The sequence below is a fragment of the Streptomyces sp. NPDC053431 genome, from assembly GCF_044544925.1.
GTDB lineage: Bacteria > Actinomycetota > Actinomycetes > Streptomycetales > Streptomycetaceae > Streptomyces.
In genome coordinates this window covers 792,242-813,981 of sequence record NZ_JBITXX010000001.1, presented here as the reverse complement: position 1 = coordinate 813,981, position 21,740 = coordinate 792,242, and the positions used below count along the sequence as shown (strand labels likewise).

20 protein-coding genes are annotated in these 21,740 nt (G+C 72.3%); 6 read left to right on the top strand and 14 right to left on the bottom strand.

Going from position 1 to position 21,740, the window contains the following annotated elements; translation table 11 throughout:
• Nucleotides 1–54 precede the first annotated feature (54 nt).
• The 6 genes from ACIGXE_RS03595 to ACIGXE_RS03570 form a co-directional block, all read right to left on the bottom strand.
• A complete protein-coding gene (locus tag ACIGXE_RS03595; protein ID WP_399742387.1) occupies nt 55–1,755 on the bottom strand; it encodes a carbohydrate-binding module family 20 domain-containing protein in 1,701 nt (566 codons plus the stop codon).
• 157 nt (nt 1,756–1,912) lie between these two features.
• Complete coding sequence (locus ACIGXE_RS03590) at nt 1,913–2,980, bottom strand: LacI family DNA-binding transcriptional regulator (protein ID WP_399742383.1); 1,068 nt, start codon at nt 2,978–2,980, stop codon at nt 1,913–1,915.
• Nucleotides 2,968–4,650: a glycoside hydrolase family 13 protein gene (locus ACIGXE_RS03585; RefSeq protein ID WP_399742379.1), complete on the bottom strand. Its 1,683-nt coding sequence runs from the start codon at nt 4,648–4,650 to the stop codon at nt 2,968–2,970. The genes ACIGXE_RS03590 and ACIGXE_RS03585 overlap by 13 nt, the downstream gene beginning before the upstream one ends.
• Nucleotides 4,651–4,714: 64 nt before the next feature.
• Nucleotides 4,715–5,614: a sugar ABC transporter permease gene (locus tag ACIGXE_RS03580; RefSeq protein WP_399743735.1), complete on the bottom strand. Its 900-nt coding sequence runs from the start codon at nt 5,612–5,614 to the stop codon at nt 4,715–4,717.
• Entirely contained in the window at nt 5,608–6,633 is a 1,026-nt protein-coding gene (locus ACIGXE_RS03575; protein WP_399742375.1) for a carbohydrate ABC transporter permease, read from the bottom strand. The genes ACIGXE_RS03580 and ACIGXE_RS03575 overlap by 7 nt, the downstream gene beginning before the upstream one ends.
• A 31-nt stretch (nt 6,634–6,664) precedes the next feature.
• Nucleotides 6,665–7,942 carry an extracellular solute-binding protein gene (locus tag ACIGXE_RS03570; RefSeq protein ID WP_399742371.1) on the bottom strand — a complete coding sequence of 426 codons (1,278 nt, stop codon included), beginning with the start codon at nt 7,940–7,942 and terminating at the stop codon, nt 6,665–6,667.
• 301 nt (nt 7,943–8,243) lie between these two features.
• On the opposite strand from ACIGXE_RS03570, the gene ACIGXE_RS03565 reads away from it, so the two are divergent.
• Nucleotides 8,244–9,287, top strand: a complete 1,044-nt coding sequence (locus ACIGXE_RS03565; RefSeq protein WP_399742368.1) for a LacI family DNA-binding transcriptional regulator — start codon at nt 8,244–8,246, stop codon at nt 9,285–9,287.
• Nucleotides 9,288–9,362: 75 nt separating this feature from the next.
• The gene (locus ACIGXE_RS03560; RefSeq protein WP_399742365.1) at nt 9,363–10,283 is read left to right on the top strand and encodes a phosphatase PAP2 family protein; all 921 of its coding nucleotides are present in this window, start codon (nt 9,363–9,365) and stop codon (nt 10,281–10,283) included.
• Between the two features lie 12 nt (nt 10,284–10,295).
• Here the strand turns inward: ACIGXE_RS03560 and ACIGXE_RS03555 are convergent, their stop codons facing one another.
• Both ACIGXE_RS03555 and ACIGXE_RS03550 read right to left on the bottom strand, forming a co-directional pair.
• Complete coding sequence (locus tag ACIGXE_RS03555) at nt 10,296–11,879, bottom strand: amidohydrolase (RefSeq protein WP_399742362.1); 1,584 nt, start codon at nt 11,877–11,879, stop codon at nt 10,296–10,298.
• Nucleotides 11,789–13,330, bottom strand: coding sequence for an APC family permease (locus tag ACIGXE_RS03550; protein ID WP_399742359.1), 1,542 nt, complete (start codon nt 13,328–13,330; stop codon nt 11,789–11,791). Before ACIGXE_RS03550 ends, ACIGXE_RS03555 begins: the two co-directional genes overlap by 91 nt.
• Nucleotides 13,331–13,456: 126 nt before the next feature.
• Here ACIGXE_RS03550 and ACIGXE_RS03545 point away from each other — a divergent pair, with 126 nt between their 5' ends.
• The gene (locus ACIGXE_RS03545; RefSeq protein WP_399742356.1) at nt 13,457–14,068 is read left to right on the top strand and encodes a TetR/AcrR family transcriptional regulator; all 612 of its coding nucleotides are present in this window, start codon (nt 13,457–13,459) and stop codon (nt 14,066–14,068) included.
• Between the two features lie 74 nt (nt 14,069–14,142).
• On the top strand, nt 14,143–14,337 hold the full coding sequence (locus tag ACIGXE_RS03540) for a hypothetical protein (protein ID WP_399742353.1): 195 nt from the start codon (nt 14,143–14,145) through the stop codon (nt 14,335–14,337).
• Nucleotides 14,338–14,444: 107 nt separating this feature from the next.
• Here ACIGXE_RS03540 and ACIGXE_RS03535 read toward each other — a convergent pair whose 3' ends face one another.
• A complete protein-coding gene (locus ACIGXE_RS03535) occupies nt 14,445–17,432 on the bottom strand; it encodes a bifunctional [glutamine synthetase] adenylyltransferase/[glutamine synthetase]-adenylyl-L-tyrosine phosphorylase (protein WP_399742351.1) in 2,988 nt (995 codons plus the stop codon).
• A gap of 182 nt (nt 17,433–17,614) precedes the next feature.
• Here ACIGXE_RS03535 and ACIGXE_RS03530 point away from each other — a divergent pair, with 182 nt between their 5' ends.
• Nucleotides 17,615–18,046 carry a VOC family protein gene (locus ACIGXE_RS03530; RefSeq protein ID WP_399742348.1) on the top strand — a complete coding sequence of 144 codons (432 nt, stop codon included), beginning with the start codon at nt 17,615–17,617 and terminating at the stop codon, nt 18,044–18,046.
• A 127-nt stretch (nt 18,047–18,173) separates the two neighbouring features.
• Here ACIGXE_RS03530 and ACIGXE_RS03525 read toward each other — a convergent pair whose 3' ends face one another.
• Nucleotides 18,174–18,683, bottom strand: a complete 510-nt coding sequence (locus ACIGXE_RS03525; protein WP_399742345.1) for a GNAT family N-acetyltransferase — start codon at nt 18,681–18,683, stop codon at nt 18,174–18,176.
• Nucleotides 18,684–18,736: 53 nt separating this feature from the next.
• The gene (locus ACIGXE_RS03520; protein ID WP_399742342.1) at nt 18,737–19,180 is read right to left on the bottom strand and encodes a MarR family winged helix-turn-helix transcriptional regulator; all 444 of its coding nucleotides are present in this window, start codon (nt 19,178–19,180) and stop codon (nt 18,737–18,739) included.
• 110 nt (nt 19,181–19,290) lie between these two features.
• Here ACIGXE_RS03520 and ACIGXE_RS03515 point away from each other — a divergent pair, with 110 nt between their 5' ends.
• Entirely contained in the window at nt 19,291–19,746 is a 456-nt protein-coding gene (locus tag ACIGXE_RS03515; protein ID WP_399742339.1) for an SgcJ/EcaC family oxidoreductase, read from the top strand.
• Between the two features lie 52 nt (nt 19,747–19,798).
• Here the strand turns inward: ACIGXE_RS03515 and ACIGXE_RS03510 are convergent, their stop codons facing one another.
• From ACIGXE_RS03510 to ACIGXE_RS03500, 3 genes are read right to left on the bottom strand one after another with little or no spacing between them, the layout of a single operon-like run.
• Nucleotides 19,799–20,179, bottom strand: a complete 381-nt coding sequence (locus ACIGXE_RS03510) for a hypothetical protein (protein ID WP_399742336.1) — start codon at nt 20,177–20,179, stop codon at nt 19,799–19,801.
• 9 nt (nt 20,180–20,188) lie between these two features.
• Nucleotides 20,189–20,314: a hypothetical protein gene (locus tag ACIGXE_RS03505; protein WP_399742333.1), complete on the bottom strand. Its 126-nt coding sequence runs from the start codon at nt 20,312–20,314 to the stop codon at nt 20,189–20,191.
• Nucleotides 20,315–20,318: 4 nt separating this feature from the next.
• Nucleotides 20,319–21,671: a PQQ-binding-like beta-propeller repeat protein gene (locus ACIGXE_RS03500; protein ID WP_399742330.1), complete on the bottom strand. Its 1,353-nt coding sequence runs from the start codon at nt 21,669–21,671 to the stop codon at nt 20,319–20,321.
• Nucleotides 21,672–21,740 lie beyond the last annotated feature (69 nt).

Below are 21,740 nucleotides of genomic sequence, written 5' to 3'. Positions count from 1 at the left end.
GAGGACGGGAAGGGGGGCCGCCCCGGTCGGGGCGGCCCGGAGACGCGGGGAACGTCAGTTGCGGAAGGTGTCGTTCAGGACGACCTGGCCCGAGGCGGGGACGGTCGCGGTGCGGTTGGCGCCGGACTCCCAGGTCACGTTTCCGGCCGCGTCCTTGCGGAGGTACTTGTACTCGAAGGCCGTTCCGGCGGGCAGCGTCACGGCGAGCTTCCAGACCGGGTACGCGGCGGGGTCGAGCTTGAGGGCCGCGGCCGGGGACCAGGTGCCGAGCTCGGCGCGGTTGCCGGTGACGTAGATGTTCTGGCCCACCACGGTCGTGGCGTCGACGTTGAAGGAGGCGCCGGCGGTGACCGCCTGGGCCGCGCAACTCCGGGCGTTCGCGTGCAGCGCCAGGGCGGTGTCGGCGCCGAGGGTGGCGGTGAACTGGCCGGCGGTGTTCACCGTCACGGAGTGGCCGCTCTGCACGTCGCAGTAGGTGCCGGAGGGCAGGGAGGTCTGGAAGGTGCGGGTGAGCGGCGAGCTCTCGTGGTTGATGGCCACGTACGCCTTGCTGCCGCGGCCGAACGCGATCGCGTTGTTGCCGTTGTCCCACCAGTCGCTGACGGCCTGCCCGCGGGCGGTGTTGCGGAAGGCGACCATGGAGGAGATCTCGCGCCAGGCGTGCTGGCACTTCCAGCCGTCGCTGTAGCAGGCGTTCACCTGGTGCCCGTTGGGGGCGCCGGCGTCCTTGTCGGTCCACTCGTAGCCGGAGTGGACGTCCGGGGAGCCGTAGGGCCAGGCCAGCATGAAGACGGAGGCCAGGGTGTACTGAGCGCCCGACTTGTAGTTGAGGGTGTCGCCGCCCCGCTCGGTGTCGTGGTTGTCGACGAAGACGGCGGACTGGCCGCTCGGCATGTAGCCCCAGGCCTCGCCGAAGTTCTTCAGGTAGGCGAGCTTCTCGTTCTGGAGGACCCGCTTGAGGTCGCGGGCGTAGCGGAACTCCTGGACGTCGCCGTTGCCGAGGTACTCGCTCGGGGAGACGGCCTCGCCGGCGCCGTGGATGGCCTCCTGCTTCCAGTAGACGGAAGGATTCGTCAGCCGGGACTTGATGTTGGCGAGGTCGGCGGCCGGCATGTGCTTGGCGGCGTCGACGCGGAAGCCGTCGACGCCCAGCGACAGCAGGTCGTTGAGGTAGGCGGCTATGCGGCCGCGGACGTACTCCTCGCCGGTGTCCAGGTCGGCGAGCTGCACGAGCTCGCAGTTCTGGACGTTCGCCTTGTCCTGGTAGTTGGAGATGGTGGCGCGGCAGTCGTCCATGTCGGCGCCGGAGTAGACGCCCGGGTAGTTGTACTTGCTGTACGTGGATCCGCCGGTGCCGGTGAAGGTGGCGTTGGGGTCCGCCGGTCCGGCCATGTGGTTGACGACGGAGTCGGCGACGACCTTCACCCCTGCCGCGTGGCAGGTGTCGATCATGCTCTTGAAGGCGGTGCGGTCGCCGAGCGGGCCGGCGATCCGGTAACTGACGGGCTGGTAGGCGGTCCACCACTGGGGGCCCTGGACGCGTTCCTGGGGCGGTGAGACCTGCACGTAGCCGTAGCCGGCGGGGCCCAGCTGGTCGGTGCAGGCCTTGGCCACCGAGGCGAAGTTCCACTCGAACATCACGGCGGTGACGTCCTTCTCGCCGGGGGGCGAGGCCTGCGCGGTGGGGGTTCCCGTGACGGCCACGGCGGCTCCGGCCACGAGGGCAAGTGCAGCGGCCACGGTCTTTCTTGCCATGCTTCCTCCTGTACGACGTCCCTGTCGCAAGAGCGGCTCTCGGCTCGGGAGAGCCAGTTCGCAAGAAGTTGCCGAAAATGACAGCAACTGTTTTCAGCCGCGACCGTAGGGGCGCACAGGCGTGCGGTCAACCCTTCGCACAAACCGATGGAAGCGATTACGCAAGGAGTTGCGGCGGCTGCGCGGTGGAGCCGCGCACGACCAGCTCCGGCTGGAAGACGAACTCCGTGCGCTGGACCGGGTTTCCCTCGATCTCCTCCAGGAGCGCGCCGACCGCCGCCGTCGCCATGGCCTGCACCGGCTGGCGCACGGTGGTCAGCGGCGGATCGGTGAACGCGATCAGCGGGGAGTCGTCGAAGCCGACCACCGACACGTCACGGGGCACGTCGAGGCCCCGGGCACGGGCCGCCCTGACCACCCCGAGGGCCATCAGGTCCGAGCCGCACACGATGCCGGTGCAGCCCTCGGCCAGCAGCAGGTCGGCGGCGGCATGGCCGCCCTCCACGCCGAACAGGGTGGGCCGCACGAAGCGTTCGGCCTCGGCCCGCTCGATGCCCAGCTGTTCGCGCAGCTCGGCGCAGAAGCCCTCCGCCTTGCGGCGCGAGGGCACGTAACGGGTCGGCCCGATGGCGAGCCCGATCCGCTCGTGGCCGAGTTCGACCAGGTGCCGTACGGCCATCCGGGCCGCGGCCCGGTCGTCGGGCGACACGAAGTTGGCGTCGACGTGTTCGTTGAAGCCGTTGATGAGGACGAACGGCACCCCGCGCGCGGCGAGCCGGGTGTAGCGGGCCGGGTCGGCGCTCGCGTCCGCGTGCAGACCGGACAGGAAGACGATGCCGGCCACCCCGCGCTCCACGAGCTGCTCGACCAGCTCGTCCTCGGTCGCGCCGCCCGGCATCTGGGTGCACAGCACGGGGGTGTAGCCGTGCCCGGCCAGCACCTGCTCGACCACCTGCGCGAAGGCCGGGAAGATCGGGTTCGTCAGCTCGGGCACGACCAGGCCGACGAGGCCCGCGCTGCGCCGTTTGAGGCGTACGGGCCGCTCGTAGCCGAGCACGTCGAGCGCGGCCAGCACCTTGTGCCGGGTCGCGCCGGCCACCCCCGCCTTGCCGTTGAGGACCCGGCTGACGGTGGCCTCGCTCACCCCTGACTGGGCGGCGATGTCCGCGAGCCGCGGGGCGCCCCCTCCGGCGCCCCGCGGCAGGGGGATCGTCACACCGCCCACCAGGCGGTGGTGTCGGCGGGCAGCTCGGCTGTCCCGTCGACGTCGGTGCCGACGATCCGGATCTCCGTGTTGGAGAGGAGCAACCGGCCGGGCAGCGGGACGGTGATGGCCCGGCCGGTGGTGTTGGCGACGCAGACGAAACCGTCGCGCCGGAAGGCGAGCACGCCCTCGGGGGCGTCCAGCCACTCGAGGGACTCGCCCGCGCCGAGCCCCGGCTGCGCACGGCGCAGGGCGAGCGCGCTGCGGTACAGCTCCAGGGTGGAGGTGGGGTCGCCGGTCTGCGCCTCGACGCTCAGCCCGGCCCAGGCGGCGGGCTGCGGCAGCCAGGAGCCGCCGGCCCCGAAGCCGTACGAGGAGCCCTCGACGGTCCACGGCAGCGGCACCCGGCAGCCGTCGCGGAAGCCGTCCTGGCCGGAGGCCCGGAAGAACGACGGGTCCTGGCGCACCTCGTCGGGCAGGTCGGTGACGTCGGGCAGGCCGAGCTCCTCGCCCTGGTAGACGTAGGCGGAGCCGGGCAGCGCCAGCATCAGCAGGGTCGCGGCACGGGCCCGGCGCAGACCGAGCTCACGGTCGCCGGGGGTGCGCAGCTGGGTGCCGAGGCCCGCCGGGTTGGCGAACCGGGTGGCGTGCCGGGTGACGTCGTGGTTGGACAGCACCCAGGTGGTGGGGGCGCCGACCGGACGCATCGCGGCGAGCGAGGCGTCGATCACCTCGCGCAGCTCGGCCGCGTCCCAGTGGGTGCCCAGGTACTGGAAGTTGAAGGCCTGGTGCATCTCGTCAGGGCGCACGTAGTTCGCGGTGCGCTCGACGGTCGGGGTCCAGGCCTCGGCGACGAGGACGCGCTCCCCGTCGTACTCGGAGAGCACCTGGCGCCACGAGCGGTAGATCTCGTGGACGCCGTCCTGGTCGAAGAAGGGCATGACGTCGTTGCCGAGCAGCTTCAGCTGGTCGTGCGCGCCGATGTCGGGCAGGCCCTCGGCCTTGACCAGGCCGTGGGCGACGTCGACGCGGAAGCCGTCGACGCCCATGTCCAGCCAGAAGCGCAGGATCGAGCGGAACTCGTCGCGGACGGCGGGGTGTTCCCAGTTGAAGTCGGGCTGCTCCGGCGCGAACAGGTGCAGGTACCACTCGCCGGGCGTGCCGTCCGGGTTCTCCGTACGGGTCCAGGCGGGGCCGCCGAAGATGGACTCCCAGTCGTTGGGCGGGAGTTCGCCGGCCGCGCCCTGGCCGGGGCGGAAGTGGTAGCGCTCGCGCAGCGGGGAGCCGGGGCCCTCGCGCAGCGCGCGCTGGAACCACTCGTGCTGGTCGGAGGAGTGGTTGGGCACCAGGTCGACGATGATCCGCAGGCCCAGGTCGTGGGCCTCGCGGATGACGGCGTCGGCGTCGTGGAGGGTGCCGAACATCGGGTCGATGGCCCGGTAGTCGGCGACGTCGTAGCCGGCGTCGGCCTGCGGGGAGGCGTAGAAGGGGGAGAGCCAGACGGCGTCGACGCCGAGCTCCTTCAGGTACGGCAGCCGGCTGCGGATGCCCGGCAGGTCGCCCATGCCGTCGCCGTTGCCGTCGGCGAAGCTGCGCGGGTAGACCTGGTAGATCACCGCGTCTCTCCACCAGCCCGACTGCGTGCCGGTGGCGGTTGCGGCGTCGGCGGGGGCGGCGAGGTGCTGGGTCATGTCTTCCTTGATTCGTAAGGAGGGTGCGGACACGGGGTGCGCGGACACGGCGGCTCTTCGGCGCTCAGCCCTTGACGGCGCCGGCGGACATGCCGGTCACCAGGTGGCGCTGGGCGAAGAGGAACACCAGGGCGGCGGGGATGGCGATGAGCACGGAGGCCGCGGTCATCGGACCCCACTGGGCGCCGTACTGGTTGACGAACTTCTGCAGTCCGCCGGCGAGGGTCAGGTTCTCGTCGCCGACCATGAAGGCGGAGGCGTAGGCCACCTCGCCCCAGGCGGTGATGAAGGAGTAGAAGGCGGTGACCGCGATGCCCGGCTTGGCCAGCGGCAGGATCAGCCGCCAGAAGGTGCCGAACGGGGTGAGGCCGTCGACGTAGCCCGACTCGTCGATCTCCTTCGGGATGGTGTCGAAGAAGCCCTTCATCATCCAGGCGCAGAACGGGACGGCGATGGTCAGGTACGTGATGACCAGGCCCGCCGAGGTGTTGAGCAGGCCCATCGACGCCATGATGTTGTAGATCGGCACGATGAGGACGGCGACCGGGAACATCTGGGTGACGAGCAGGGTCCACATCAGACCGCGCTTGCCGGGGAACTTGAAGCGGCTGACGGCGTAGCCGGTGGTGGCGGCGACGAAGACGCCGATCACGGTGGTGAGGCCGGCGACGAGCAGCGAGTTGCCGAACCAGGTCAGGAACGGGGTGTCGTTCAGCAGGTTCGTGTAGTTCTCGAGCGTCGGCTCCTTGACGAAGTCCGTGGTGGTCGCGAACTTCGCCGGCTTGAGCGAGGTCAGCAGCACCCAGAGCACCGGGAAGACGGCGATCACGGAGGCGACGATCAGCGTGGCGTGCAGCCCGACGGAGGCCAGCGGCGAGCGGCGGCCGCGGCGGGGGGCGTGGACCCGGGCGGGCGCGGCGGGCGCCTGCGGCCGGGTCGCGGGGGCGGATGCGGTGGTCACCAGACTTCTCCCTGCTTGCGGAGGACCCGCCGGTAGACCGCGGCGAAGACCATCAGGAGGACCAGGATCAGCACGCCCCACGTGGAGGACTGCGCGTAGTCGCGGGGGCTGATCTCGAAGGAGAACTTGTAGGCCTGGGTCACCAGGATCTGGGTGGCCTCACCGGGACCGCCCCGGGTGAGCAGGAAGATCACCGGGAACATGTTGAAGGTCCAGATGGTGCTCAGCAGGATCACCGTGGTGCTGACGGACCGCAGGCCCGGCAGGGTGATGTGCCGGAAGCGCTGCCAGGCGCCGGCGCCGTCCATCTCGGCGGCCTCGTACAGCTCGCCGGGGATGGACTGGAGACCGCCGAGCAGGGCGACCATCATGAACGGCACGCCGAGCCAGACGTTCACGGCGATGACCGAGAACTTGGCCCAGGTGGGGTCGTTCAGCCACGGCACGGCGTCGATGCCGCCGCCCGCGAGCAGCTGGTTGAGGATGCCGCGGCGCTCGTCGTAGAGGAAGCGCCAGGCGAAGACGGAGACGAAGCCGGGGACCGCCCAGGGCAGGATCAGCAGCATCCGGTAGACGGAGCGGCCGGCCATCTTGCGGTTGAGGATGTTGGCGAGCGCGAGGCCGAGGGCGAAGGTCACCGAGACACAGGCGACCGTCCACACCAGCGTCCAGCCGAGCGTGCCGAGGAACTGGCCGCCGGTGATGGCGTCGGCGTAGTTGGCCAGGCCCTTGAACTCGTACGTCGCGGGAATGTGGTTGACGCCGATGGAACGCTCGACATTGCGTTCGTTGGCGTCGGTGAGCGACAGCCAGATGCCGCGGACCAGCGGGTATCCGATGATCACGCCGATCACGACCACCACCGGGGCGACCATCGCCCAGGCGTACCAGTGCGTGGAGAGGGAACGCCGCGCGGCGCCCCGGCCCCCGCCCTTGTGCTTGCCAGTTCCGCGGCTCCGGCCGCGGGCGACGTCCTCGCCCGCGGCCTTCGCCACCGACTGGCTGCTGGTGTCCACAGCCATCAGCCGGTCTGCCTTCCTTCCCGCTTCCTTGTTACTTCCAGTCCTTCAGGAGCTTGCGGTAGGAGTCGCCCGCCGTCTTCGCTCCCTGCTCCGGGGTGGCCTGGTTGGTGAGGACCTTGGTGTACTCGGTGACGAGCGGGGCGAAGAGGCTGCCGCCCTCCGGGATCCAGGGACGCTCGACGGCCTTGTCGACGACCGGCTTGAAGAAGGCGATCATCTCGTTGGTGGCCACCTCCGTCTTGCCGTACGCCGAGGTACGGGTCGGGAGGAGGCTCAGCTCCTTGGCGACCTGGGCCTGGACCTCGGTCGAGCTCATGTACTCGACGAAGGCGTAGGAGGCGTCCAGGTTCTTGGAGCCGGCGTAGACGGCGAGGTTGTGGCCGCCCTGCGGGGCGCCCTGGCCGGCCGAGCCGGCCGGGACCGGGGCGATGCCCAGGTTGGCCTTGTCGGCGAACTCCTTGCCGGTGTAGGTGTCGGCGACGGCCCACGGGCCGTTGATCATCATCGCGACCTTGCCGTCCTTGAAGGCGGCCTGCATGTTGTCCCAGCCGTTGGTCGCGTCGGTGATCGCGGCCTTGGAGTCGACCAGGTCCTTGACGGTCTTGAAGGCCTTGACGCCGGCGGCGTTGTCGATGGTGACGGTCTTGGTGTCGGCGTTGACCATGTCGCCGCCCTCGCCGTACAGGAAGGAGAGGAACCAGTAGGCGTCGTCGCCGCGCAGGTAGAGGCCGGTCTTGCCGGTCTTCTGCTTGATCTTGGCGGAGACGGCCTTGAGCTCGTCGATGCTCTTGGGGACCTCGACGCCGGCGTCCTTGAAGATCTTCTTGTTGTAGAAGATGCCCATGGAGTCGATGACCTGCGGGACCGCGTAGGTCTTGCCGTTGTACTTGGTGGACGCGGCGGCCTGCTTGAGGAAGTCGTCCTGGTTCTTCAGGGCGGCGGTGCCGTCCAGCGGGGCGAGGTAGCCGAGGTTCGCGAAGTCCGGGGTCCAGGCGACCTCGGAGCGGATCACGTCGGGGGCGCCGGCGCCGGACTGGGCGGCGTTCTTGAACTTGTTCTGGGCGTCGCCGAAGGGCACGTTGACGTACTTGATCGTGACCTTGGGGTGCTTCTTGGTGAAGTCCTCGGCGATCTTCTTGAAGACCTTGTCCTCGGAACCGACGGTGGAGGTGTCCCACCAGGTGACGGTGCCGGAGAGCTCGCCCGAGCTCTTCGAGCCGCCGCCGGTGGATCCGTTGTCGCTTCCGCACGCCGCCAGGGTCACGCCCAGGGCCGCGACCAGCGCGGTGGCCGCTATGCCACGCCGCATGTGAACTCCTTCAGATGGTCCCGGATGACGAGGGGCTGGAACCTTCCTCTGCGACCGCTCCCTCGCGGCGCGCCGGGTTGCCAGGAACGTAACAGGGATGAAAACGAGCCGAAAGAGCTTGCGTGAAATTTCTGCAAGACCCGGGGATCGTTACATCCGCGTGTCTTTAAGGTTGCCGACGAGCCGCTTGACAGCTCCTGGGACCCGCCACCCCTTGCAAGAACTTGCACAAGCCCGACAGCGCAGGCCGAAATCCGCGTTCGGTGGGCAATACGACGCGTGACCGGTACAGTCCACTCCCATGACCGCGCGGCTCGCCGACATCGCAGCCCAGGCGGGGGTCAGTGAAGCCACAGTCAGCCGCGTGCTCAACGGCAAGCCCGGTGTGGCCGCGGCCACCCGTGAATCCGTGCTTGCCGCACTCGACGTGCTCGGCTACGAGCGCCCGGTACGGCTGCGCCAGCGCAGCGCGGGCCTCGTCGGACTCATAACCCCCGAACTGGACAACCCGATCTTCCCCGCGCTCGCGCAGGTCATCGGGCAGGCCCTCACCCGGCAGGGATACACCCCGGTGCTCGCCACCCAGACCCCCGGCGGGTCCACGGAGGACGAGCTCACCGACATGCTGGTCGAGCGCGGGGTCTCCGGCATCATCTTCGTCTCCGGGCTGCACGCCGACACCACGGCCGACACCACCCGCTACGACCAGCTGCGCGGCAAGGGCGTCCCGTACGTCCTCATCAACGGCTTCTCGCCCAAGGTGCAGGCCCCCTTCGTCTCCCCCGACGACCGGGCCGCCATGGTCCTCGCGGTGACCCACCTCGCCGCCCTCGGCCACACCCGGATCGGCCTCGCCGTCGGACCGAAGCGCTTCGTCCCGGTCCTGCGCAAGATCGAGGGTTTCCGCAAGGGGATGCAGGAGCGGTTCGGGCTCGCCCCCGAGGAGGCCGAGGAGCTGATCCAGCACTCCCTCTACACCCTGGAGGGCGGCCAGGCCGCCGCCGCCGCGCTCATCGCCAAGGGCTGCACCGCGATCGTGTGCGCGAGCGACATGATGGCGCTCGGCGCGATCCGGGCCGCCCGGCAGCAGGGCCTGCAGGTGCCGAAGGACGTCTCCGTCGTCGGCTTCGACGACTCCCCCCTCATAGCCTTCACCGATCCGCCGCTGACCACGATCCGGCAGCCGGTCCAGGCGATGGGGCAGGCGGCGGTGCGGGCGCTCCTGGAGGAGGTCGGCGGCACGCCGGCCCCGCACAGCGAGTTCGTCTTCATGCCCGAGCTGGTGGTCCGCGGCTCCACGGCCTCCGCGCCCGCCCCCTCGGCGGCGGCTCCGTCTCCTTCCTGAGGCTGAGAGGGTGCGCCGCACACCCGACCGAGGGATGATCGGTCGGAGGAACGGGATCTGGCAGACTCTCCTCCTATGGGTGAAACGACCGTGAAGACCTCGGAAAGTCGGACGACCCCGTCGTCACCCACCGCGGACGGCGGCAGGTTCGCGCGCGCGCTGCGCGTCCGCGCCCCGCGCCGCCCGCGCATCTGGTTCGAGATCCTGCTCATCGCGGTCAGCTACTGGCTTTACTCGCTCATCCGCAACGCGGTGCCCGAGCAGAAGGCCCAGGCGCTCAGGAACGCCGACTGGATCTGGCAGGCCGAGCACTCGCTCGGCCTGGCCTTCGAGCACACCGTCAACCAGGCCGTGAACTCGGTGACCTGGCTGATCGTGTCCATGAACTACTACTACGCCACGCTGCACTTCGTGATCACCATCGGTGTGCTCGTCTGGCTGTACCGGGGGCATCCGGGCCGTTACGCGGCGTTCCGCACGGTCCTGTTCGCCACCACGGCCGTGGCCCTGGTCGGCTACTACCTGTATCCGCTGGCCCCGCCGCGCCTGATGAACGGCGGCGGCTTCGTCGACACGGTCCTGGTGCACCACACCTGGGGCTCGATGGCCTCGGGCAACCTCAAGCACATGTCGAACCAGTACGCGGCGATGCCGTCGATGCACATCGGCTGGTCGCTGTGGTGCGGCGTGACGATCTTCTTGCTCGCCCGGGCGCCCTGGGCCCGGATCCTCGGCCTGCTCTACCCGGTCGCCACCCTGGTGGTCATCGTGGCCACCGCCAACCACTTCTGGATGGACGCGGTCGGTGGCGTGATCTGCCTGGCCTTCGGCTTCGCGGTCTCGTACTGCTGGTACGGCTCCCGCCCGCACAGGCTCCCCCGCCTCGTCGAGCCGGCGGCCTCGCTGCCCCAGGGCGTGACGGCGGGCGGTCCGCCCCCGGTGGAGGGGGCGGACCAGGAGTCGCCGGCGCAGGAGAAGGTCCCCTCCGGGCGCTGACCCCGGAAGCCGTCAGCCCCGGTGCGTGATCCGGCCGCCGCTCACGGTGAGCCGGATCGGGGCCGTCGCCGTCTCGTCGGCCGGGGCCTCGGCCGGGTCGACGGCGAAGGCCGTGAGGTCCGCCCGGTGGCCTGGGGCGATCCGGCCCGCGACGCGCTCCTCCCCCGCTGCCAGTGCCGCGTGCGTGGTCATGCCCTCCAGGGCCATCAGGCCGGTCAGGCCGGATCGGGTCGAGGCCGCGCCGCGCGGGGCCTGGGCGGTGGCGAGGACCTGGCGGGCGTCGTGGTGGGCGATGGGCCAGTCCGAGCCGAGCGCCAGGGTCGCGCCCGCGTCCCTGAGGTCCCGGCAGCGCCAGGCCCGGGCGGCCCGCTCCTCGCCGAGCCGCTTCGACCACTCGTCGGTGCGGTCGGCGCGGGTGTACGCGGTGTGCGGGGGCTGCATCGAGGCGACGACGCCGAGCGCGGCGAAGCGGGCGAGCTGGGCGTCGGGGACGGTCTCGATGTGCTCGATCCGGTGCCGGGGGCCGGCGTCGGCCCCGGTCCCGGCACCGAGGGATTCCACGGTGTCGAGGACATGGCGGACCGCCGCGTCGCCGATGGCGTGGGTGGCGGTGCCGACGCCCGCGCGGTGCAGGTGGCGTACGGCGGCGGAGTAGGCGGCCGGGTCCGGCCAGAAGGCGTCGGTGCCCTGGCCGTGGCAGTCGGCGTGCTCCAGCCACGCGGTGCCGCCCTCGACGGTGCCGTCCATGAAGAACTTGACCCCGCCGATCCGCCAGTGGCGCCCGGCCCGCTCCTGGAGCCGTACGAGCTCGTCGAGCTCCTCCTCGGTCGCCCCGGGCATGCACCAGGGCGCGAGCCGCAGCCGTAGCGGCAGCTCGCCGTCGGCCTCGATCGCGGCGAGCAGGCCGGGCACGTCGTGGCCGCCGAGGTCCATGACGTGGGCGCCGGTCAGACCCGTGGCGGCCATGGCGCCGAGCAGCTCGACGAGCCGGTCGCGGCGCTCGGCGTACGGCCGGGCCGGCAGCACGGGCGTCATCAGGTCCATGGCGGCGTGCTCGACCAGGTGCCCGGTGGGGCGACCCTCGGCGTCGCAGACGATCTCGGAGCGCTGGCCGAAGGCGCGCGGGCCGTCGATACCGGCGGCCTTCAGGGCCGTCGCGCTCGCCAGGGCGGAGTGCCCGTCGTAGAGGCGCAGGAAGGCGGGGGCGCCGTCGAGGGCGTCCTCGATCAGCGCGTGGTGGATGGGACGGCCGGCGAAGACGTTGTGGTCCAGGCCGAAGCCGACGACCCAGCCCTCGCGCCGTCCGGCGTTCCTGAGCGCGGCCCGCAGTCCGTCCAGGCCGGTGACGGCGGAGAGGTCCGTGCCGGTGGCCATCTCCAGGCCCCAGACGGGGTGGCTGTGCGCGTCGGTGAGTCCGGGGGTGAGAGTGGCGCCGGCGAGGTCGACGACCTCGGTACGGGGGCCGCGCCAGGCGCGGGCGTCGGCGGCGTCCCCGACGGCGGTGATCAGTCCGTCGCGGACGGCGACAGCGGTGTGGGGGGAGAGACCGGGGGTGCGGAGGCGGGCGTCGACGAGGAGGAGATCGGGTGCGGACACTGCGGGTCGGCTCCTTCGGTGGGCGGCTCTGCGGCGAACCGGGCGTAGACCTCGGGGCGGGTGCGGCGCAGCCGGAGGGCGAGGAACAGCCCGAGGACGAGGACGGCGGGGACGACGGCGACGAGGACCGCGTTGACGGTGGTGGAGGCGCCGGTGAAGAGGGCGACCTTGGAGGCGACCAGCCAGAGCGCGACCGCGAGCAGGACCGCGGCGGTGACGGGGGCGACCAGGGTGCGCAGGACGCCCTCCTGGTGCGGGACGCGGCGGAAGTAGCGCACGACGGCGACGGCGGCCAGCAGCATCAGCGCCATGAGGCCGAGCATGCCGGGGGTGTTCACCCAGAGCAGCAGCTGGGTGTACGGGTCGGCGCCGGCGGCCGCGAAGCCGAGGACGATGACGGCGCCGAGCGCGGTCTGGACGGCGCCGGCGACGTACGGGGAGCGGTGGCGGGAGTGGACCCGGCCGAGCGCGGCGGGCAGCACGCCCTCCTCGGCGAGGGCGAGGCCGTAGCGGTTGATCGCGTTGTGGAAGGCGAGCAGCGAGGCGATGATGCTGGTCACGATGAACACGTGCATCAGGTCGGCGGCCCAGCTGCCGACGTACGTGGTGATGGCGGCGAAGAACAGCCCGCCGGTGTCGCCCGCGGCGGCCTCGACCACCTTGTCGTCGCCGAAGGCCTGGATCACGGTCCACACGACGAAGGCGTAGAACAGTCCGAGGAAGCCGACCGCGATGTAGGTGGCGCGAGGAATGGTGCGGGCGGGGTCGCGGGCCTCGCGGCGGTAGATGACGGTCGACTCGAAGCCGGTGAAGGCCGAGAACGCGAAGGCGAGCACGGCGGCGGTGCCGGGGACGAGGACGTTGCCGGGGGCGAAGGACGCGAGGGAGATCCCGTGCGCGCCGCCCTTGAGGAGCACCCCGCCGGCGAGGAGCACGAGTATCCCGGTCTCGGCCACCAGGAGGACGCCGAGGACCTTGGCGCCGAAGTCGATGGAGCGGTAGCCGCCGTACCAGATGAGCAGCAGACCGGCGAGGGCGATCGGCAGCCAGGGCAGGTCGACGCCCCACAGGGCGTGGGCGGTGTCGGAGGTGGCCGAGCCGAGGAGTCCGTAGACGCCGATCTCCATGCCGTTGTAGCCGACCATGGCGATGAGCGCGGCGGCGATGCCGAGGGGCTTGCCGAGGCCCTGGGCGATGTACGCGTAGAAGGCGCCGGCGCTGCGGACGTGGCGGCTCATGGTCGTGAACCCCACGGCGAAGATCGCCAGGGTGATCCCTGCCAGGAGGTAGCCGGCGGGGGCGCCGATGCCGCCGAGGACGAGGGCGATGGGGGCGACGCCGGCCATCACGGTGAGCGGGGCCGCGGCGGAGACGACGAAGAAGGAGATGTCGGCGGTGGTGAGGGTGCCGGTGCGGAGACCGGGTGGCTCGTCGGAGGTGCTGGACGACATGGGGTGGGAGGCCCTTCCGCGACAGGAGCAGGCTGGGACACGAGCGGAAACCTAAAGGCTTTCGGTTGGCGCAATGTAGCCTCAGGTCCGACGATTCGGGAAGACCTGAACTGGGGGAAAACCTTCATGGGCCGGCCGCGCACGCCCCTCCTCGACCGGGAGCGCATCACCACCACGGCGCTCCAACTCGTCGACGAGCAGGGGGACTTCAGCGTCCCGCAGATCGCGCGGGCGCTCGGGGTGCAGACGGCGTCGGTGTATCACCATGTGGACGGCCGGGACGGCATCGTCGAGCTGCTGCGGGAGCGGGTCTGCGACGCCATCGACGAGCGCGCCTTCGAACTCCAGCCCTGGGACGCGGCCATGGCGGCCTGGGCCCGCTCCTACCGGGCCGCCTTCGCCGCCCACCCGCGGGCGATCCCGCTCCTCACGGCCTCACCGGTCCGCGCGCCGAAGGTGCTGCTGCAGTACGAGAAGGCCGTCGTCCGGCTGCTCGACGCGGGCTTCGCGCTCGGGGACGTGATGCCGCTGGTCATCGCCGTGGACAACCTGGTCCTCGGCTCCGCCCTCGACATGGCCGCGCCCGAGATGATGTGGGAGCTCGCCGAGGAGACGGCGACGCCGCGGCTCGCCGACGCGCTGGCGGCGGTGGCCGGGGGGCGCTCCGACGCGGCCTTCGAACTGGCCCTCGCGGGCCATCTGGAACACTGCCGTCGCCTGCTCGCCGGCTCGGCCTGAGACCATGCCGTACACCCGATGACCCGACCGCCTGCCGAGACCGGTCTCGCCAGGCACCGCGAAGGGGGAACCCCATGACCCTGCTCATCCTCTCCGGCGTCCTCGTGCTCGCCGTCGCCGGCTGCGTCTGCGTGGTCTGGGCGGCCCGGGGCGGTCCGCGCTGGGCCCGCGGTGTGGCCAAGGCGACGCTCGTGGCGGGGGAACTGGCGCGGGAGGCGGGGCGCTCGACCCGCACGAACCCGCACCACCGCGGCGACGACCCCAGCTGACCCCGGCCCCCACCCGAGCGCCGCCCGCCTCCGTGTGGGCACGGCGGGCGCAGTCCGCGGCGGGGGTGGGCGGCGGGCCCAACCTGCGCCGAAGCCGCGCTCGGGGGTCAGGGGGCGTAGAAGAGGTCGTCCACTACTGCTCGGGCTCGGCGGGTGATGCGGCGGTAGTCGTCGACCATCTCGCCGACCTTCCCGGGGCCGTAGCCCAGATAGCGACCCACCGCCGCCAGCTCGCGCGGCTCCGACGGGAAGGTGTCCCCCGGCCGGCCGCGCACCAGCATGACCGCGTTGCGGACGCGGGAGGCGAGGACCCAGGCCTCGTCGAGGATCTGCGCCTCGTCCGCGCCGATGAGCCCGGCCGCGCGGGCGGCCGCCAGGGCCTCCCGGGTGCGGGTGGTCCGCAGGCCCGGCTCGGCCCAGCCGTGCCGCATCTGGATCAGCTGGACGGTCCACTCGACGTCACTCAGACCGCCGCGGCCCAGTTTCGCGTGGAGGGTGGGGTCGGCACCGCGCGGCAGGCGTTCGGTCTCCATGCGGGCCTTCAGGCGGCGGATCTCGCGCACCGCGTCCTCGCCGAGCCCCTCCGCCGGATAACGCAGCGGGTCGATCAGCGCGAGGAACCGCTCGCCCAGGTCCTTGTCGCCGGCCATCGGTTCGGCACGGAGCAGCGCCTGACTCTCCCAGACCAGCGACCAACGGCGGTAGTAGGCCTCGTACGACTTGAGCGTGCGCACCAGCGGCCCGTTCTTGCCCTCCGGGCGCAGGTCGGCGTCGATGAGCAACGGCGGGTCGGCGGTCGGCAGTTGGAGCAGTCTGCGCATCTCGGTGACCACCCGCCCGGCGGCCCGGGCGGCCTCCTGCTCGTCGACGCCCTCCCGTGGCTCGTGCACGAACAGCACGTCGGCGTCGGAGCCGTAACCGAGTTCGTGGCCGCCGAACCGGCCCATGCCGATCACCGCGAAGCGGGTCGGCAGCCGGTCGCCCCACTCGGCCCGTACGGCCGCCCGCAGCGCGCCCGCGAGCGTGGCCGCGTTGAGGTCGGTGACCGCCTGCCCGACCCGGTCGACGAGCGCGCCGGGGTCGGACTCGCGGGGGTTGTCCTCGGTGCCGTAGGAGCCGATGAGGTCGGCCGCGGCGGTACGGAACAGCTCCCGGCGGCGTACCCCGCGGGCCGCCGCCACCCCCTGCTCGGCGCCGTCGGCGCGGCCGACCGCGGCCAGGATCTCCTGCTCCAGGTGCTCCCGGCCGCGCGGCCCGAGGCCCTCGGGGTCGCCGAGGATCGCGACCGCCTCGGGGGCCCGCAGCAGCAGGTCGGGGGCGAGCCGGCCGGCGGACAGGACCCGGGCGAGGTTCTCGGCCGCGGCGCCCTCGTCGCGCAGCAGCCGCAGGTACCAGGGCGTCTTGCCGAGCGCGTCGGAGACCTTGCGGAAGCCGAGGAGGCCCGCGTCCGGGTCGGCGGAGTCGGCGAACCAGCCGAGCAGCACCGGCAGCAGCGTCCGCTGGATGGCGGCCTTGCGGGTGACGCCGGAGGACAGCGCCTCCAGGTGCCGCAGGGCGGCGGCGGGATCGGCGTATCCGAGTGCTTCGAGCCGCTGCCCGGCCGCCTTCGGGCTGAGCCGGATCTCGCCGGGGGCGAGCTGGGCGACGGCGTCGAGGAGCGGGCGGTAGAACAGCTTCTCGTGCAGCCGGCGCACCACGGCCGCGTGCCGGCGCCACTCGCGGTTGAGCTCGGCGACCGGGTCGGTGCGCAGCCCGAGGGAGCGCCCGAGGCGGCGCAGGTCCTCCTCGCCCTCGGGGACGAGGTGGGTGCGGCGCAGCCGGTGCAGCTGGATGCGGTGCTCCATGGCGCGCAGGAACCGGTAGGCCTCGTCGAGCTGGGCGGCGTCGGCGCGGCCGACGTAGCCGCCGGCGGCGAGGGCGGCGAGCGCGTCGAGGGTGGTGCCGCTGTGCAGGCTGCCGTCGCTGCGGCCGTGCACCAACTGCAGGAGCTGGACGGCGAACTCGACGTCCCGCAGGCCGCCGGGACCGAGCTTCAGCTCGCGGTCGACCTGGCCGGCCGGGATGTTGTCGACGACCCGGCGGCGCATCTTCTGCACGTCGGTCACGAAGTTCTCGCGCTCGGCGGCCTGCCAGACGAGCGGCGAGACGGCGTCGATGTACGCGGCGCCGAGCTCCGGGTCGCCGGCCACCGCCCGGGCCTTCAACAGGGCCTGGAACTCCCAGGTCTTGGCCCAGCGCTGGTAGTAGGCGAGGTGGGAGGACAGGGTGCGGACGAGCGGGCCGTTGCGGCCCTCGGGGCGCAGGTTGGCGTCGACCGGCCAGATCGCGCCCTCGACCGTGGTCTCGGAGCAGATCCGCATGAGGTGGGAGGCGAGCCGGGTCGCGGCCTGCAGCGCCCTGGCCTCCTCCACGCCGTCCACGGCCTCCGCCACGAAGATGACGTCCACGTCGGAGACGTAGTTGAGTTCGTGGCCGCCGCACTTGCCCATGGCGATGACGGCGAGCCGGCACTGCGCCGCGTCCTCGGGCGCGGCGGCACGGGCGATCCTGAGGGCGGCGCGCAGGGTGGCGGTGGCGAGGTCGGCGAGCTCGGCGGCGGACTGGGCCACGTCGATGGTGCCGCACACGTCGCGGGCGGCTATGGCGAGCAGGCAGCGGCGGTAGGCGATCCGCAGCGAGACCGGGTCGGCGGCCTCGGCGAGCCCGCGCTCGAACTCGGCGACGCCCGGGTGCAGGTCGGCCGCCTCGTACGTGACGAGGGTCTGCCAGTCGCGGGGGTGCCGGGCCAGGTGGTCGGCGAGCGCCTCGGACGCGCCGAGGACGCCGAGCAGCCGGTCGCGGAACGGCTTGGCGGACAGCAGGGTGGTGGTGAGGGCCGGCCGCTCGGGCTCCGGCTGGGCCTCGACGAGCCGGACCAGGCCGCGCAGGGCGAGGTCGGGGTCGGCGGTGGCGCCGAGGGCGTCCAGGAGCACGGAGTCGCCGCGCAGCGGGGCGAGGTCGTCCAGGTCGAGCAGCTGTTCGGCGGCGGACGGATCGGTGAACCCGTGCCGCAGCAGCCGGGTGAACGTGCTGCTCCTGCGTCCCGGCACCGTCATGCCGCCGCTCCTCCACCGGTCGATACCGCTCGGTCCAGTCCCCGGCCGAGCCTATCCGGCGAAGCCCTCCGGGTGCGCGGTGGCGGGCTGGTGGGCCAGGGTGGTACGGACCATGATGTCCGCCGTGACAGCACCTCGCGCACACCCGACGAGCGAGGAACCAGGAACGAGGAGACGCGACCGTGAACTGGACGCTGGAAGTGATCACCGTGCCGGTCACCGACCTGGACCGGGCGAAGGAGTTCTACGGCGGGAAGTGCGGCTTCACGGTGGACCTGGACCAGGAGGTCGCCCCGGGCGTCCGGATCATCCAGCTCACCCCGCCCGGCTCGCGCTGTTCGATCTCGCTGCTCCAGGGCATGCCGCCGTTCCCGGGCACCGGTGCGACCGCCCCGGGCGCCCTGCACGGCCTCCAGCTGTGCGTCACCGACATCGACGCGGCGCGCGAGCGGCTGATCGCGGCGGGCGTGCACGCGACGCCGGTGATGCACGTGGGCGCGACCGGCTGGGAGGCGGGGAAGGGCGGCACCTGGAACTCCTTCCTGTCGTTCCAGGACCCGGACGGCAACGGCTGGGTGGTGCAGGAGGCCCCGTCGGAGCTGTCGGAGCGCTAGGGCGTGTCCGGAAAGTGGCGTCGTCTGCCCGGAGGGCAGGGCTCGCGGGCGTACGAGCCAGGCGAGACTTCACGGACACGCCCTGGGTCCTGCCGTCGAACTCCCGCCTGCGCCGGGGCGGGTCGGCTCAGGGCGCGTCCGGGAACACCACGCGGTAGTTCCGGACCCGCTCGTCCTCGCCCTCGTACGCCATCCCCGCCGCCTCCATGACCCGCTGGGAGGGGAGGTTGTCGAGGTTCGCGTCGCCGCGGACCGCCGTGGCGCCGGCCTCGCGGGCGCGGGCGATCAGGGCGCGCAGGGACTCGCTCGCGTAGCCGTGGCCGCGGGCGCCGGGGACGAGGCCGTAGCCGATGGTGACCACGCCGTCGGTGTCCGGCGGCCCGTGGAAGCCGATGCCGCCGACGGTGGTGCCCCCGTCCGCCAGGAGTATCGCGTACGGCCGGTAGACGCCCGGGTCGCCGCGCTCGGCGACCCCGGCGAGGAAACCGCGCGCGCTGGCGGCGTCACCGACGCCGGGGTAGTCCTCGGCCCAGCGGTCGCCGGGGGCGGGACGGGCGTCGACGATGCGCCGGGCCTCGTCGACGGAGAGCGGCCGCAGCCGGAGCCGCGCGGTCTGGATCGTGGTCATGTCGTTCATCGACCGCAGTCTCTGGCGCCTCCCGGGTCGGTCGCAACGGATTTGCCCCGGGGTCAGAGCTCCTCGGCCGCCTCGCGGTAGGCCTCGGCCGCGCGGTCGAAGTAGTCGAAGAGGACGGCGAGCTGCTCGGGCGGGTAGCCGCCGAGGATCTCGGCGATGCGGCGGCGGGCCGGGGCCAGCGCCCGGTCGAGGTCATCGGGCCGGGCGACGGGTTCGACGATGACCTTGCGCCGGTCGTGGGGGTCGGCGGCCCGCTGGACGTAGCCGGCCTTCTCCAGGCGGTCGACGAGCCGGGTGGTGGGCCCGGTGGTCAGTCCGGTGCGCTCGCCGAGCTCGCCCGGGGTCATGGGCCCGGCCAGGTCGAGGATGTTGAGCGCGTACAGGTCGGTGGCGCCGAGTCCGACGGCACGGGCGCCCGCGTGCCCGTGCAGCATGACGGCGCTCAGGTAGCGGCGGTAGATCGCGCTCGCGTCGGACGGCATGGCGGACGTTGACACCGGACGCCTCACTCCCTAATCTCTTCCTCAGAGAAGAGTCTTCTCTGAGGAAGACACTTCTCTCGAGCAGTCACTTCTCCGCGGAAGGTACCACGGAAGGGAGCACCACCATGCACGCCACCGACACCACCGCGATCCACGCCCTCCTCCGGTCCGGCGCCGAGGCCTGGGGGCGGGGCGACGGCACCGGGTACGGGGCACACTTCACCGAGGACGCCACGGACGTCACCTTCGTCGGCACCGTCTACCGCGGCGCGGCCGAGATCGGCCGGGCCCACCAGGCCCTCTTCGACAGCTTCCTCAAGGGCACCCGGCTCACCCTGGAGGTCGTCGACCTCCGCTTCCCGACCCCCGACACGGCGATCGCGGTCACCCGGGGCGAGGTCCACAAGGGCGCCCGCCCCCGCCGCCTCGGCAAGCTCGCCACCTACACCCTGGTCCGCCTCGCCGACGGGACCTGGCGCATCGCCGCCGTCCAGAAGACCAAGCACCGCCCCCTGATGGAGGCCTTCTCCTTCCGCGCCCAGCCGAGGACCCGGCCGGCTGCGGCCCTCGCGGCGGGCTGAAAACGGTCGGCCCGACGACCGGCGGCCCGACGACTCACCCCCGCCCGGCCGCTCACCGCCGCAGCCGCGCCACGTTCTCCCGCTTGCGGGCGTACGACCCCCCGAGCTCGCTCTCGTCCCCCATGAAGGCGAGAACCGGCGTCCACCGCCGCCCGCCCCGCCGCGACGTCCAGCGCACGGCGGGGAAGCCCGTGACCGCGCCGATCCGGGCGCGCTCGATCCGGCGGGTCCACAGGAAGCCCCGGACGACCAGCCGGTCGCGCTCGCAGCGCACCCCCACCCACCAGCCGCGCACGGCGACCGGCAGGAACAGGAGGGCGGCTGCCCCGGCCCAGCGGGTGCCCTCCACCGCGGCCATCACGAAGGCGACGGCCGGCGCGCCGCCCAGGGCGGTGTGGGCGATCCGGTTGAGGGGGGTGGGCAGCAGCTCCATGCCCTACGACTACAGCACCGGCAGGTTCTTGCACAGCTCGAAGGCCGTGCAGTGGTCGTCCTCGTCGAGGTCGACCACCCGCACCTCTACCGGCGACCGGACCGGCGACCGGCCTTGCGGCAAGAGCACTGCCATCGGCTCACCAGCGCTCGAACGCGGTGAAGGCATGGTCGCCGGCCGCCCCGGCGACGATGATCCGCCCGTCGTGCTCGAAGAAGTGGCCGCTGGGCGCTTCCTCGCGGAAATGACGCTCGTCGAGTTCCTCGCCGTCGCCGGCGTCGTACACGAGCAGCTCGGTGATGGCGCTGGCCTGGGTCGACCACTCGCACAGCACGGTGATCCGGTCGCCCCGCACGGCCAGCCCGGCGGCGGGCTCGTCCAGCTCATCGTTCCACACCTCTTCGCCGGTCTTCAGGTCGAAGGCGATCAGCCGGTACTGCCGTCCCTTGTAATAGGTCCACGCCAGCGCGTACATCCGCTCGCCGACGACCTCCGCCGCGTCGACCTGCCCGTAGCCGCCGCTGAGCTCGATGCCCGGCCGGGTACGCCCGTCCTGGTCGAAGGGGACGAACGTGCCCGTCTCCCTGCCCGCGTTCTCGTTCGAGGACCGCACGACCTTCAGCACCAAGGGGTCGGCCGACTCGATGGACACCTTGGAGTCCGTCGACACGGGGCGGCGGGCGTCGATGGGAACGTTCCACTTCAGGGCGCCGGTGCCACGGTCGAAGGCCGCCGCCATCAGCTCGACGTCCCCGCCGCCGTCGGAGCCCGAGGCGTCCTCGTCGTCCCCGCCGCAGGCCAGGACGGCGTGGACCTGTTCCTCGCCCACCGAGGTGTCCCACACCCCGCACGTGCCGGGAACGGCCGCCGTCCAACGGGCCTTGCCCGTACGGAGGTCGAGGGCGCGCAGGGAACGGTTGCCACCGGGCTTCCGCTTCTCCTGCTCGGTCCGCTCGTGCTCGATCAATGCCAGGCCGCCCCCCGCCTCCAGGAATCCGTCCCCGGCGAACCGGCCGTCCGAGACGGTCCGCGGGACGCTCCACAGTTCCCGCCCGTCCTTCGTCTCGAAGGCGACGACGGTCGAGCAGCCCTTGCCCGGCGGGGCGGGCTCGCCGCTCCCGCCACTGGCGGCTTTGCTCTCCGTGCCGTACGCGACCAGGAGGACCCCCTCGTCCGCACGGGGCGCGCTCCCGCAGATCCGGGCGCGGCCGGGCGGTACGAACTCCCAGAGCTTCTTCCCGTCCTGCCCGTCGGCGATGCCGAAGCCGGTCACCGCGTCGAACCGGCTGCGGACGGCGACGTCCCCGACGACCCAGCTGTCGTTGGCCTCGCCGTCGCCGGGCCGGTCCTTCGCGGTGGCCCAGGTCCGCACCATGGCGTCGCCCGGCAGATAGCCCTCGTTCGACAGGAAGAAGGCGGTGATGGACCCGATCACCCCCAGCACGAGCCCGAGCCCCGCCAGCGCCTTCACGAGCCCCGCTCTGCCTGACATCACGCGCTCCCCCTGCCGTGCATGGCACACCCCCTGCGAGCGGCGTTCCGGAGACCCGCCCGACACGTC